Source organism: Streptomyces sp. NPDC037290 (assembly GCF_055603245.1).
Map to the genome: position 1 here is coordinate 642943 of NZ_JBVJVZ010000001.1, position 12777 is coordinate 655719.

Consider the following 12777-nt stretch of genomic DNA (forward strand, 5'->3'; position numbering starts at 1 on the left):
AGTACCGAGGGGAGCCGCACCATGCGCGCAGCCGTACTGCACGAGATCGGCCAGGAAAAGCTGGAGGTCCTCGACGACGTCGAGGCGGTGGGCTTCGGCCCCGGCAGGGTCAGGGTCCGGGTACGGGCCACCGGGCTGTGCCACTCGGACCTGTCCGCGATGAACGGGGTGCTGCCGCAGCCCGCCCCGTTCGTGCCGGGCCACGAGGGCGCGGGCGAGATCCTCGAAGTGGGGGAGGGCGTGCGGGGCCTGAAACCGGGCGACCGGGTCGTCCTGTGCTGGCTGCCCGCCTGCGGCGCCTGTCCGGCCTGCAGGCGCGGCCAGACCGAGCTGTGCCTGGCCGGGTTCATGAACGCGGGCACCCCCAACTTCAAGCGCTCCGGCGGTGATGTCTTCGGCTTCGCGGGCACCGGCACCTTCGCCGAGGAGGTCGTGGTCGACGCCGGCTGTGCGGTGCCGATCCCCGAGGACGTGCCCTTCGACATCGCCGCGCTGATCGGCTGCGGCGTCACGACCGGGCTCGGTGCCGCCCTCAACACCGCCGACGTGGAAGCCGGTTCGTCGGTGGCCGTCATCGGCTGCGGAGGCGTGGGCATCTCGGCGGTGCAGGGGGCGCGGCTCAAGGGCGCCGCCGAGATCGTCGCCGTCGACCCGGTCGCCTCCCGGCGTGAGTCGGCGCTCAGGTTCGGCGCCACGCGAGCGGTTTCCCCCGAAGAGCTGCCCGACGCCAGGCAGCAGGTCACCGGCGGCGAGGGCTTCGACTATGTCTTCGAGGTCGTCGGCAGGTCGGCCACCGCACGGACGGCGTACGAGAACACCCGGCGCGGCGGCACCCTGGTCGTGGTCGGCGCCGGCGCCATGGACGACTTCCTCCAGCTCAACATGTTCGAGCTGTTCTTCGACGAGAAACGGATCCTGCCGTCCATGTACGGCGGCGGGGACGTGCTGCGCTCCTACGAGCGCACCATCGCCCTGTGGCGGGCGGGCCGCGTCGATCTCGCCGGGCTGATCACCCACCGGGTGCCGCTGGCCGGGATCAACGAGGCACTGGACCAGATGCGCAGCGGGACGGCCCTGCGCACGTGCATCGAGATCTGAGGACGGGGACCGGCATGGCACTGCCACAGGAGGCGCCGCGGGAGCGGCCACTGGAAGGGCTGTCCGCCGTCGTCACCGGCGCCGGACGCGGGCTCGGCCGGGCCGAGGCCCTGGAACTCGCCCGGCTCGGCGCGGCCGTCGTCGTCAACGACCACGGGCGGCCCGGCCGGGACGGTTCCGGCGAGGCCTCGGCGGGCCCCGCCGGGGAGGTCGCCGCCGAGATCCGCGCCCGGGGCGGCCGGGCCCTCGCGCACACCGGGGACGTCGCCGACTTCGCACAGGCGCGGGAACTGATCGGGCTGGCGATCGACGAGTTCGGCAAGCTGGACGTCCTCGTCAACAACGCGGGCATCCTGCGCGACCGCATGGTCTTCTCGATGAGCGAGGACGAGTGGGACTCGGTGATCCGCGTCCACCTCAAGGGCCACTTCAACACCACCCGCTTCGCCGCCGCGCACTGGCGGGAGCGGTCCAAGGCGGCCGGGGGAGCGAAGGTCCACGGCCGGATCGTGAACACCTCCTCGGAGGCCTTCCTCGCCGGCTCCGCGGGCCAGCCCAACTACGCGGCGGCGAAGGGCGGAATCGTCGGGCTCACCACCTCCACGGCCCTCGCCCTCGCCAAGTACGGCGTGACCGCCAACGTCATCTGCCCGCGCGCCCGCACCCGGATGACCGAGGACGTCTTCGCCGGCCTCAAGCGGCCGGACGAGGGCCTGGACCCGCTGGCCCCCGAGCACGTCGCCCCGCTCGTCGGCTATCTGGCCGCACCGGCCGCCGCCCGGATCAACGGCCAACTGCTCGTCGTCCACGGCGGCATGGTCGCGATCGTCGAACGGCCCCGGGTGCAGGCCAGGTTCGACAGCAAACAGGAGACGTTCACGTACGACGAGCTCGACGCGCTGCTCACCCCGCACTACGCGGACCGGCCCGAGGGGGAGACCTTCGCGGCGGCGGAGGTGCTGGGGCTCAAGCGGGGCTGAGAACGCGAAGAGGGGGTGCCCGTCGGGCACCCCCTCTCCCCCAACCGTCAGGCAGCCGCCTCGGTGGTCTCCCCGGCCGGCCTCCGGTGCCGGCCGTGCGGAGCGGTCTCGCTCTCCTGGACCGAGACCGGACCCCGGTGCCTGCCGTGGCCGGCAGCCTCCTGGGAGTCGGCGGACAGCTGCTCCGTCGTACTGGTGTCGCTCATCGGACGTATTCACCCCGTCACATGATCTTTCGTACAGCCGGGCGAGTGTAACCGGCGCACCGCGGGCCGGATCCAGGCGCACACGCCAACCGCCACTACTTCGTTACAAGACGTCCCAGGGGCGCCTGCTGCAACGGCACGGGACGTGCCACCACCGGCTGCGGAGCCCGGAGTTCGGCAGGCTCCAAAGGGTCCGGTTCCGTCGGCTGCCGCGACGCCCCGGGCGCCCCGGCAGCCGTGCCGTCCCGGACCGGACCCTCCAGGCCCGCGCCCCCGGTGCCCCCCGAAGGCCCGGCGATGCCGCTCCCCGCGGCAGCCGTGCCTCCCGTCTCCCACCGGGGCGCCGTCAGCTCCGCCACGCCGCACGGAGTCTCCTGCGTGGCGTACGGCAGCCGCAGCACCCCCTCCGGTGTCCACAGCCCGGTCCCGGCCAGCCAGCCCTCCGGCGCCGGGAGATGACTCACCTGCCGTCCGGCGGGCCGCCAGGCGCTCACCCAGCTGCCGAACGGCCCGTCGACGCGCAGCGCCACCGCGCAGTTCTCCGGCATCAGCACCTGCCCGGGCTGGATCGCGAACGGAGTCACCACGCAGTCCGGCATCCGCAGGCTCTCCGGGAAGCGCACCGGCAGCCTGCTGCCGAGCACGCCCCAGCCAAGGCGTTCCTCGCCCGGCGAGGGGGCGTCCGAGGAGATGAGCAGCAGCCCGCTGTCGGGATCGGCCAGCAGCAGCCGGTCGTCGCTCCCGGCCGCGATCTGCAGCAACGGCGACACCTCGGCGCGCGCCAGGTCCACCACGACCGTCTTGACCGGCCCGCCGGTCTCCCGGTCCAGCGCCAGCATCCGCCCGGTGCGGTCCAGCCAGACCCCGCCCGAGCACCGCCCCGGCACCTCGGCGAGCCGCTCGGGCCCGCCGGTGCCGCCCGCCACCAGCCAGACCACGCTGGAGTGCGGGCCGACCGCGAGGGCGTACGCCCGCACCCCGCCGGGTGCCGGCGGCAGCAGTGTGAGCCGGGTGCCGGGGCCGGGGCAGTCCACCGCGCCCAGCGGCAGCTCACCGGTGCCCGGGCCGGTCGGGTACAGCAGCGAGAAGGCGTGCCGGTGCTCGACCAGCCGGTGGATCAGCACCCGGCCGTCGGACAGGGGCTGCACCTCGGTGCCGGGCTCCTCCGGCTGGTTGCCGGGCAGCGGCACCGCGTAGGGTTCCGGGCCGTCCAGCGTCCAGCGCTCCGGGAACCAGCACTCGCCGCTTCGCGCGAGCCGCGCCGCGTACGCGCCGTCCGCCGTGAGGGCGCAGCCCGCCCCGCCGTCCTCGGCGCCGGTCGACGGGGGTTCGATCGCACAGGCCGTCATCGTTCGGTCACCTCCGGCGACGAAGCTAGTTTTCGCACGCACAGGCGGGGGACCGGGCGACAGCCGCTTCACACATACGGGTGGAGCAGAAGCGATTCACCTGAGGAAATCGGGGCCTTTGTGCTGAGCGGGGCCAGACCGGACGGATGCGGTACGGCCCCGCAGGCCAGCCAGGTAGCCTTTGCATCGTGCCCCGTCTGTCTGAAGTCATCGCCGCGCTGGAGAGCCTGTGGCCCCCCGAGCGGGCCGAGTCCTGGGACGCGGTCGGCACGGTGGTGGGCGACCCCGACCAGGAGGTCACCCGGGTCCTGTTCGCCGTCGACCCCGTCCAGGAGATCGTCGACGAGGCGGTGAAACTCGGCGCCGACCTGCTGGTCACCCACCACCCGCTGTACCTGCGCGGGACGACCACGGTCGCGGCCGGCCACTTCAAGGGCCGTGTCGTGCACACCCTCATCAAGAACGACATCGCCCTGCACGTCGCCCACACCAACGCCGACACCGCCGACCCGGGCGTGAGCGACGCCCTCGCCGGCGCGCTGGACCTCCGTGTCGTACGGCCCCTCGTCCCGGACCCGACCGACCCGAACGGCTGCCGGGGTCTCGGCCGCGTCTGCGAACTCGACCACCCGCTGACCGTCCGCGAACTCGCCGCGCGGGTCGCCGAACGGCTGCCCGCCACCGCCCAGGGCATCCGGGTGGCCGGCGACCCCGACGCCGTCGTCCGCACGGTCGCCGTCAGCGGCGGCTCCGGCGACAGCCTCTTCGACCAGGTCCGCGCCGCTGGCGTCGACGCCTTCCTCACCGCCGACCTGCGCCACCACCCGGCCTCCGAGGCGGTGGCCACGAGCCCCCTCGCGCTGCTCGACGCGGCGCACTGGGCCACCGAGTGGCCCTGGTGCGAGCTGGCCGCAGCCCAGCTCGACGAGATCTCCGACCGCCACGGCTGGGACCTCCGGGTCCACGTCTCCAGGACGGTCACCGACCCCTGGACCGCCCACGCGGCGTCCACCGCCACCTCTAGCTGAACCTGGGAGCCCCCAACTGAACGCCGCGCCCGCCGACCAGATCCGACTCCTCGACGTCCAGGCCCTCGACGTCCGCCTGCAGCAGCTGGCGCACAAGCGGAGGTCGCTGCCCGAGCACGCCGAGATCGACTCGCTGAACAAGGACCTCACCCAGCTGCGGGACCTGCTCGTCGCCGCGCAGACCGAGGAGAGCGACACCGCCCGCGAGCAGACCAAGGCCGAGCAGGACGTGGACCAGGTGCGCCAGCGCGCCGCCCGCGACCAGCAGCGCCTGGACTCCGGTGCGGTCACCTCGCCGAAGGACCTGGCCAACCTCCAGCACGAGATCGCCTCGCTCGCCAAGCGGCAGGGCGACCTGGAGGACGTGGTGCTCGAGGTCATGGAGCGCCGCGAGGCCGCACAGGAGCGGGTGAACGAGCTGACCGAGCGGGTCGCCTCCGTCCAGTCGAAGATCGACGACGCGACCGCCCGCCGGGGCGCGGCCTTCGAGGAGATCGACGGCGAGGCGGCGACGGTGACGAAGGAGCGCGAGGTCATCGCCGGTTCCGTGCCCGGTGATCTGCTGAAGCTCTACGAGAAGCTGCGCGAGCAGCAGGGCGGCATCGGCGCTGCCAGGCTGCACGCCCGCACCTGCCAGGGCTGCCGCCAGGAGCTGGCTATCACCGAGCTGAGCGAGATCCGAGCGGCGGCGCCGGACGCGGTGGTGCGGTGCGAGAACTGCCGCCGCATCCTGGTGCGCACGGCCGAGTCGGGTCTGTAAGAGCCGGTAAGGGGCTTCAGGGGTGCGGGAGTTCATCGTCGAGGCGGACGGCGGGTCACGGGGCAACCCCGGGCCCGCGGGCTACGGGGCGGTCGTCCGTGACGCGGTCACGGGTGAGCCCCTGACGGAGGCCGCGGAGTACATCGGCGTCGCCACGAACAACGTGGCCGAGTACCGGGGCCTGCTGGCCGGCCTGCGCGCCGCCCACGCCCTCGACCCGTCGGCCCGGATCCACGTCCGTATGGACTCCAAGCTCGTCATCGAGCAGATGTCGGGCCGCTGGAAGATCAAACACCCCGACATGAAGCCCCTGGCGGCACAGGCCAGGTCCGTGTGTCCGCCGGACCAGGTCAGCTACGAGTGGATCCCCCGCGAACAGAACAAGCACGCGGACCGCTTGGCCAACGAGGCGATGGACGCGGGCGCACGGGGCGAACAGTGGTCCGCGTCGGCGTCCCGGGCGGCCCTGGACACCCCGCCCGCCGTGCCGGAACCCCCGGGCCCGCCCGGGGACGCGGCGGCGGGCGCGGCGCGGGCACGTGCGGCGCTTGCCGGGAAGCGGGGGACGGGCCCCGCGCGACCGGTGGCGAGCCCGGCCGAGGACGACGTCGAGGCCGAGGCGGTGCGGGAGGCCGGGGCCCCGCGTGGTGCCGCAGCCGCGGAGCAGCGCCTCACCGCCCCCGATGAGCAGCGCCCGGTCACCGCCCCCGGCTGGAGCGCGGCCCCCGACCTGGGCGCGCCCGCCACCTTCGTGCTGCTCCGGCACGGCGAGACCCCCCTCACCCCCCAGAAACGCTTCTCCGGCAGCGGCGGCACCGATCCCTCCCTCTCCGCCGCCGGCCGGGAACAGGCCCGGCGCGTCGCCGAGGCACTCGCCAGGCGCGGCACCGTCCAGGCCGTGGTCGCCTCGCCCCTCACCCGCACCCGCGAGACCGCCGCCGCCGTCGCCGCCCGCCTCGGCCTCGACGTGACGATCGAGGACGGCCTGCGCGAGACGGACTTCGGCGCCTGGGAGGGCCTGACCTTCGCCGAGGTCCGCGAGCGCTACCCGGACGACCTGAACGCCTGGCTCGCCGACCCGCAGGCCCACCCCACCGGCGGCGGCGAGAGCTTCGCCGAGACGGCCACGCGGGTCGCCGCCACCCGGGACAAGCTGGTCGCGGCCTACGCGGGCCGCACGGTTCTCCTCGTCACCCACGTCACCCCGATCAAGACGTTCGTCCGCCTGGCCCTCGGCGCCCCCTCCGAGTCGCTGTTCCGGATGGAGCTGTCGGCCGCCTCCCTGTCGGCGGTGGCGTACTACGCCGACGGAAACGCGAGCGTCCGCCTCTTCAACGACACGTCCCACCTGCGTCCCTGACCCCGGTGAGCCCGCCGAGAGCTGCCGCGCCCCGCGCCAGCTCCGCGATCCGCGCCCAGTCCCCGGCGGCCACCGCGTCCGCCGGGACCATCCAGCTGCCGCCCACACAGCCGACGTTGGGCAGGGCCAGGTACTCCGGCGCGGTCGCCGCCCCGATCCCGCCGGTCGGGCAGAAGCGGGCCTGCGGCAAGGGGCCCGCCAGCGACTCCAGATAGGCCGTACCGCCCGCCGCCTGCGCCGGGAAGAACTTCATCTCCCGCACTCCCCGCTCCAGCAGCGCCACCACCTCCGAGGTGGTCGACACACCGGGCAGGAACGGCACCCCCGACCCACGCATCGCCTCCAGCAGCGCGTCCGTCCACCCCGGGCTGACCAGGAACCGCGCCCCCGCGGCCACACAGGCGCCCACCTGCTCCGGCGTGATCACCGTTCCCGCGCCGACGACGGCCTGCGGCACCGCACCGGCGATCGCGCGGATCGCGTCGAGGGCCGCCGGTGTCCTGAGTGTCACCTCGATCGCGGGCAGCCCGCCCGCCACCAGCGCCCGCGCCAGCGGCACGGCGTCGGCGGCGTCGGAGACGACCACCACGGGCACGACGGGCGCGAGATCCAGCACGGAGGCGGCAGCGGAGGGCAGCGGTGAGGTCATGCCCTCATCGTGCCCAGGGGTAGCAAGAGTCGCAATGAGCGTTGCGCAGATTGCAACGCGATCAGGATGTGGTCAGGGGACTCAGTGAACCTCCTCCACCAGCACGTCCAGCGACCACACCTTGCCCGCCCTGCCCGGCGCCTCCGCCTCCACGACGTAACCCAGCTCCCGGAGCGCCTCGACCAGCTCGGCGGGGTCCTTCGGCGCGGCACCGGCAGTCAGCAGGCTGCGGACCATCCGGCCCTTGGTCGCCTTGTTGAAGTGGCTGACGACCTTCCGGGTCGGCGCGTGCAGCACCCGCACGGTCGCCGTCCGACCGGCGACCTCGCCCTTCGGCTTCCAGGCCGTCGCGTAGGCGGAGGAGCGCAGGTCCAGCACCAGCCCGTCCCCGGCCGCCTCCGGCAGCACCTCGGCCATCGGCGCCCGCCAGTGGGCGGCCAGCGCACCGAGCCCCGGCAGCCTCACGCCCATCGAGCAGCGGTAGGACGCAATGCGGTCCGTGATCCGTACCGCGCCCCACAGCCCGGAGAACACCAGCAGCGAGTCCGCCGCGCGGCGCCGCGCCGCCGCGTCCAGGGTGGCCAGGCCGAGGGCGTCGTAGAGGACCCCCGTGTAGATCTCCCCGGCGGGGCGGGCGCCGGCCGTGCGCAGCCCGGCGTTCTTCGCGACCTCGCCGCGCAGCCCCTCGCTCAGCCCGAGCACCTCACGCGCCTTCTCGTTCTGGCCGGGGTCCACCGCGCACAGCTCGACCAGCTCGGTGAGCACGGCCTCCCGCGCGTCGGTCAGCCCCGGCAGGGACAGCGCCCCGAGCTCCAGCGGGGCGCCGTCGCCCGAGTTCGCCTTGCCTTCCGAGGGCGGCAGCAGGACCAGCAACACGTACTCCTCACGTAGACCTCCGCGACAGCGTACGGCGTGCCCCCGGCCCGGCCCCGACCTACGCTCGCTGTATGCCCCGCCGCAAGATCCGCGTGACCGGCGCACCCGAGGCCCCGCTGCGGGCCGCGCTCGCCGCGCTGCGCGCCGGACTCGGCCTTCCGCAGGACTTCCCGCCCGAGGCCCGGGCCGAGGCCGACCGCGCGGCGAAGGCGCCCGTCCTGCCGCCGTACGACGCCACGGACATCCCCTTCTTCACCCTCGACCCTCCCGCCTCCACCGACCTCGACCAGGCCGCCCACCTGTCCCGGCAGGGCACCGGCTACCGCGTCCGGTACGCCATCGCCGACGTCGCCGCCTTCGTCGTACCCGGGGGCGCGCTCGACGCGGAGGCGCACCGGCGGGTGAACACCCTGTACTTCCCCGACGAGAAGATCCCGCTGCACCCCACCGTGCTCAGCGAGGGCGCGGCCAGCCTGCTGCCGGACCAGGTCCGCCCCGCCGTGCTGTGGACGATCGAGCTGGACGCGGACGGCCGTACCGGCGCGGTCGACGTGCGGCGCGCCCTGGTCCGCAGCCGGGCCAAGCTCGACTACGCCGGCGTGCAGAAGCAGATCGACGCCGGGACCGCCGAGGAACCGGTCGCGCTGCTCAAGGAGATCGGCGAGGCCCGGGAGCGGCAGGAGACCGAGCGCGGCGGCATCTCCCTGAACGTGCCCGAGCAGGAGATCACCGAGCGGGACCACACCTACGTCCTCGGCTACCGCGCCCCGCTGCCGGCCGACGGCTGGAACGCCCAGCTCTCCCTGCTCGCCGGCATGGCCGCCGCCGACCTGATGCTCGCCCACGGCACCGGCGTCCTGCGCACCCTGCCCGCCGCCCCGGACGGCGCCGTGGCCCGGCTGCACCGCACCGCGACCGCGCTGCACATCGACTGGCCGCACCATGTGTCGTACGCCGCGCTGATCCGCACCCTCGACCCGCACGACACCCACCACGCGGCCTTCCTCCAGGAGTGCACCACCCTGCTGCGCGGCGCCGGATACACCGTCTTCCGGGACGGCGACCTGCCCGCGATCACCACGCACGCCGCCGTCGCCGCCCCCTACGCGCACTGCACCGCCCCGCTGCGCCGCCTGGCCGACCGCTATGCCGCGGAGATCTGCCTGGCCGCCGTCGCGGGCGAGACCCCGCCCGACTGGGTGCTCGCCGCGCTCGACGCGCTGCCCCGGCGGATGGCCGACGGCTCGCGCATCGCCGGCACGGTGGAGCGCGAGTGCGTGGACATCGTGGAGGCGGCCCTGCTCAGGGACCGGGTCGGGGACCTCTTCGACGGCTGTGTGGTGGACGTGGACGAGCACCGGCCGACCGTGGGGACCGTGCAGGTGGACTCGCCCGCGGTCATCGGCCGGATCGAGGGCGACCGGCTGCCGCTCGGTGAACGCCTGCGGGTACGGCTCAGCCGGGCCGACCCCGGGACGGCGAAGATCCTCTTCACCGTGGCATGAGGGCCGCCACGAGGCCGCCGGGATCGTCGGCGTGCAGCCGCACCACGCTCACCTGCCGGGGGCGTCCGAGGAGCGACCGATGGGTGACGGGTTCGGCCAGCTCCAGCTCGACCGACGTCCGCGAGCCGACCGCGAGGTCGAGCACGCCGTCCGCCGGCTCGTGCGTCATCCGCGTACGGCGGCGTACGGCGCCGATCGCGTCCAGCGGGATCCGCAGGTCCACGTGGGCGCCGTACCGAACCCGCAGCGCCTGCCGGGTCAGCACGTGCGGACGCACCACACAGGCCGCGTGCAGACCGACGACGAACAGCACGGTGTAGACGTCCAGCACCAGCAGGACGTCGTGCGCGGTGGGCATGCCGCGCAGCATCACGGACACGCCGGCCGTCTCCACCACGCACACGAAGGCCAGCCCCGCCATCACGGCGCCCTGCCCGCGCATGTACCCGAACGCCCGCCCGCCGGCCGTGCCCTGGGTGCGCCGGGCCGGCCACAGCGCCAGGCAGGCGAAGAGCCGGGCCTCGTGCCGCGCCAGCAGCCCCACCGTCCTCAGCAGCCTCATCCCCCCTCCTCGGCAAGGAGGTTGAGCGCCCGGCGGATCACCTCGGCCTGGGCGGGGGCGAAGTCGGCGTACAGGGCGCGCAGCACGGCGTGGCCGGAGTCGACCGGACCGGCCGGCAGCAGCCCCGGCGGGATGCAGCCGGCCAGGGTCCGTGCGGCCTCCGCCACGCGCGGGTCGTCCGGCGCGGCGTCCGCGAGCGCGTCGAGCAGCGCGTACACCTCGCGGGTGCGCGCCAGGGTGTCCGGGTCGTCCAGAACGCCGCGCAGCGCGGACGCCAGCCGTTCCCGCTCCTCGGGCGGTGCCCCCGTGTCGATCAGGGCGAGGATCTCCCGGTCCTTCGCGGCAGCGGGCGAGTCGACGGCGGGCAACGAGCCGAACAGCTCGGCCAGTTGCGGCGAGACGGGCCCTTCGTCGGGCAGCTCCCCGGAGTCCAGCAGGGCCCGCAGCCGCTGCTGGCGCTCCCTGATCTCCGCCTCCTGCCGGGCCAGGTCCTCGTCCAGCTCGGTGAGCACCTCGACCAGGTCCTTCCCGGCGTCGTCGGCGAGCACGTCCCGCACCTCGGCGAGGCCCAGCCCCAGCTCGGTCAGCCGCCGGATCCGGGCGAGGACGACGGCGTGCCGCAGCGTGTAGTGCCGGTAGCCGTTGGCCCTGCGCTCCGGTTCCGGCAGCAGGCCCAGGTGGTGGTAGTGCCGCACGGTCCGCGTCGTGACACCGACGGCGGCGGCGAGTTCTCCGATCCGCATGGGACCAGTACAGACGTTGACGTCGCGGCAGGGTCAAGCGGCGCCGGCCGACGCTACGGCCGGCCGGCGTGGCGCGCTCACGCCGCGACGGTCGACTGCGCGGGCGGCCGTTGTGGCGCGCTCACGCGGCGGCGGCCGGTGTGCCGAGCCAGTGTTCCAGGGCCTCCGGCAGGCCCTTGCCGCCCTCCGTGCCGGCGGCCCAGGCCACGAACCCGTCCGGCCGGAGGAACAGCGCGCCGAGGCCGGGCCGGTCCGGGCAGGCGAGCGTACGGACGTCCAGCCGGTCGCCGTATCCCTCGGCACGGGCGCGCAGTCCCGCGTCGTCGGTGAGGTCGAGCAGCAGGGCGCGGCCGGAGTGCAGGTGGTCGCCGAGCCGGGAGCCGTCGGCCAGCACCAGGTCGGGGGCGCTGGCGCCGGTCAGCGGATGGTCGCCGGGCAGGTCGTAGCGCTGCCAGATGCCGGAGATCCTCGTGACGAGGTACGTCGTGCCGGTGGTGGTCAGCGCCAGGTCGGTGACCACCCGGCGCAGGGCGCGGGCGTGCCGGTCCGGGCGCATCACTGCGATCTGGGCGCGGGTCCAGTCCAGCACCCAGGCGCCGATCGGGTGCCGCTCGGCGGTGTAGCTGTCCAGCAGCGACTCGGGTGCCGTGCCCCGTACGACGGCGGCCAGCTTCCAGCCCAGGTTCATCGCGTCCCCGATGCCGAGGTTGAGCCCCTGCCCGCCGAACGGCGAGTGCACGTGCGCGGCGTCGCCCGCGAGCAGGACCCGGCCCTTGCGGTAGTCGGTGGCCTGGCGGGCGTTGTCGGTGAACCGGGTGGCGCTGATCACCTTGTCGACGGTGACCTCGGGAACGCCCGAGACCCGGCGCAGGGCGGCCTGCAGTTCCCCGGCCGTGACGGGCGCCGACCGGTCGGCCGGGGGCCGGTCGAACTCCACGGTCAGGATCCGGCCCGGGAACGGTCCGTGGACGTACGTGCCCGCATCGGTCGTGTTCCAGCCCTCGCGCAGCCGCTCGGCACCGGTCAGCTCCACGACCGCCTGGTAGGCGGTGATCTCCGGTTCCGTGCCGGGGAAGTCGAAACCGGCGAGCTTGCGGACGGTGCTGCGGCCGCCGTCGCAGCCGACGAGCCAGCCCGCGCGGACCGTCCCCGCGGCCGTGCGGACGGTCACCCCGTCCTCGTCCGCGTCGAAGCCGGTCAGCTCCACGCCACGGCGCACCTCCACCCCGACCCGTTCGGCCCGGCGTGCCAGGATCCGCTCCAGCTCCGCCTGCGGCACGCCGAGGCCGGCGCCGGCGGCGGGGCCGGCCTCGGCCCAGGCGGGGTCGGAGCCGTCGAACAGGTCGGGGTCCATGGGGATCCCCGCGAAGTGCCCGGCGAACTTGGGCGGGTGCTTCGCCGTCCCGGCGCCGGGACGGAAGGCCAGGATCCGCTGCCGAGCCGCCTCCCACACCGCCTCCAGCTCGGGCAGCAGCCCCCGCCGGTAGAAGGCGATCGCGCTCGGGACGTTGATCGCGCCGGCCTTGATCGTCTCGTCCACCTCGGTCAGCCGCTCCACGACCAGCACCCGTGCGCCGCCGAGCCCCAGCTCGCAGCCGAGGAAGAGCCCCACGGGCCCGGCGCCCGCCACCACCACGTCGTACTCGGTCAACGTCGTCATG

The 12777-nt window shown here is 74.5% G+C and carries 13 protein-coding genes; 6 read left to right on the top strand and 7 right to left on the bottom strand.

Features of this window, described 5'->3' with window-relative positions; all coding sequences use genetic code 11:
• Positions 1 to 21: 21 nt before the first annotated feature.
• Positions 22 to 1098: a Zn-dependent alcohol dehydrogenase gene (locus ACZ7HQ_RS02960; protein ID WP_470983827.1), complete on the top strand. Its 1077-nt coding sequence runs from the start codon at positions 22 to 24 to the stop codon at positions 1096 to 1098.
• 14 nt (positions 1099 to 1112) lie between these two features.
• The gene (locus tag ACZ7HQ_RS02965) at positions 1113 to 2078 is read left to right on the top strand and encodes a 3-oxoacyl-ACP reductase (RefSeq protein ID WP_470983830.1); all 966 of its coding nucleotides are present in this window, start codon (positions 1113 to 1115) and stop codon (positions 2076 to 2078) included.
• A 47-nt stretch (positions 2079 to 2125) separates the two neighbouring features.
• Here ACZ7HQ_RS02965 and ACZ7HQ_RS02970 read toward each other — a convergent pair whose 3' ends face one another.
• A complete protein-coding gene (locus ACZ7HQ_RS02970) occupies positions 2126 to 2284 on the bottom strand; it encodes a hypothetical protein (RefSeq protein WP_470983833.1) in 159 nt (52 codons plus the stop codon).
• A 95-nt stretch (positions 2285 to 2379) separates the two neighbouring features.
• Positions 2380 to 3633, bottom strand: coding sequence for a hypothetical protein (locus ACZ7HQ_RS02975; RefSeq protein ID WP_470983835.1), 1254 nt, complete (start codon positions 3631 to 3633; stop codon positions 2380 to 2382).
• 188 nt (positions 3634 to 3821) lie between these two features.
• On the opposite strand from ACZ7HQ_RS02975, the gene ACZ7HQ_RS02980 reads away from it, so the two are divergent.
• From ACZ7HQ_RS02980 to ACZ7HQ_RS02990, 3 genes are read left to right on the top strand one after another with little or no spacing between them, the layout of a single operon-like run.
• On the top strand, positions 3822 to 4661 hold the full coding sequence (locus tag ACZ7HQ_RS02980) for a Nif3-like dinuclear metal center hexameric protein (protein ID WP_470983837.1): 840 nt from the start codon (positions 3822 to 3824) through the stop codon (positions 4659 to 4661).
• A gap of 16 nt (positions 4662 to 4677) precedes the next feature.
• The gene (locus ACZ7HQ_RS02985) at positions 4678 to 5421 is read left to right on the top strand and encodes a zinc ribbon domain-containing protein (protein WP_470985179.1); all 744 of its coding nucleotides are present in this window, start codon (positions 4678 to 4680) and stop codon (positions 5419 to 5421) included.
• 22 nt (positions 5422 to 5443) lie between these two features.
• Positions 5444 to 6781 carry a bifunctional RNase H/acid phosphatase gene (locus ACZ7HQ_RS02990; protein ID WP_470983840.1) on the top strand — a complete coding sequence of 446 codons (1338 nt, stop codon included), beginning with the start codon at positions 5444 to 5446 and terminating at the stop codon, positions 6779 to 6781.
• Here the strand turns inward: ACZ7HQ_RS02990 and eda are convergent.
• Both eda and yaaA read right to left on the bottom strand, forming a co-directional pair.
• Positions 6753 to 7430, bottom strand: a complete 678-nt coding sequence (eda, locus tag ACZ7HQ_RS02995) for a bifunctional 4-hydroxy-2-oxoglutarate aldolase/2-dehydro-3-deoxy-phosphogluconate aldolase (RefSeq protein ID WP_470983843.1) — start codon at positions 7428 to 7430, stop codon at positions 6753 to 6755. The genes ACZ7HQ_RS02990 and eda overlap by 29 nt on opposite strands.
• An 81-nt stretch (positions 7431 to 7511) precedes the next feature.
• The gene (gene yaaA, locus ACZ7HQ_RS03000) at positions 7512 to 8303 is read right to left on the bottom strand and encodes a peroxide stress protein YaaA (protein WP_470985182.1); all 792 of its coding nucleotides are present in this window, start codon (positions 8301 to 8303) and stop codon (positions 7512 to 7514) included.
• Between the two features lie 74 nt (positions 8304 to 8377).
• On the opposite strand from yaaA, the gene ACZ7HQ_RS03005 reads away from it, so the two are divergent.
• Positions 8378 to 9811 (top strand): RNB domain-containing ribonuclease, encoded by a 1434-nt coding sequence (locus ACZ7HQ_RS03005; protein ID WP_470983845.1) that lies wholly within the window; start codon positions 8378 to 8380, stop codon positions 9809 to 9811.
• Here ACZ7HQ_RS03005 and ACZ7HQ_RS03010 read toward each other — a convergent pair.
• The 3 genes from ACZ7HQ_RS03010 to ACZ7HQ_RS03020 all read right to left on the bottom strand — a co-directional run bounded on the left by ACZ7HQ_RS03010 (position 9798) and on the right by ACZ7HQ_RS03020 (position 12776).
• A complete protein-coding gene (locus ACZ7HQ_RS03010) occupies positions 9798 to 10373 on the bottom strand; it encodes a hypothetical protein (protein ID WP_470983847.1) in 576 nt (191 codons plus the stop codon). The genes ACZ7HQ_RS03005 and ACZ7HQ_RS03010 overlap by 14 nt on opposite strands.
• Complete coding sequence (locus ACZ7HQ_RS03015; RefSeq protein ID WP_470983849.1) at positions 10370 to 11116, bottom strand: MerR family transcriptional regulator; 747 nt, start codon at positions 11114 to 11116, stop codon at positions 10370 to 10372. Before ACZ7HQ_RS03015 ends, ACZ7HQ_RS03010 begins: the two co-directional genes overlap by 4 nt.
• A 121-nt stretch (positions 11117 to 11237) precedes the next feature.
• A complete protein-coding gene (locus ACZ7HQ_RS03020) occupies positions 11238 to 12776 on the bottom strand; it encodes an FAD-dependent monooxygenase (RefSeq protein WP_470983851.1) in 1539 nt (512 codons plus the stop codon).
• Between the last annotated feature and the right edge of the window lies 1 nt (position 12777).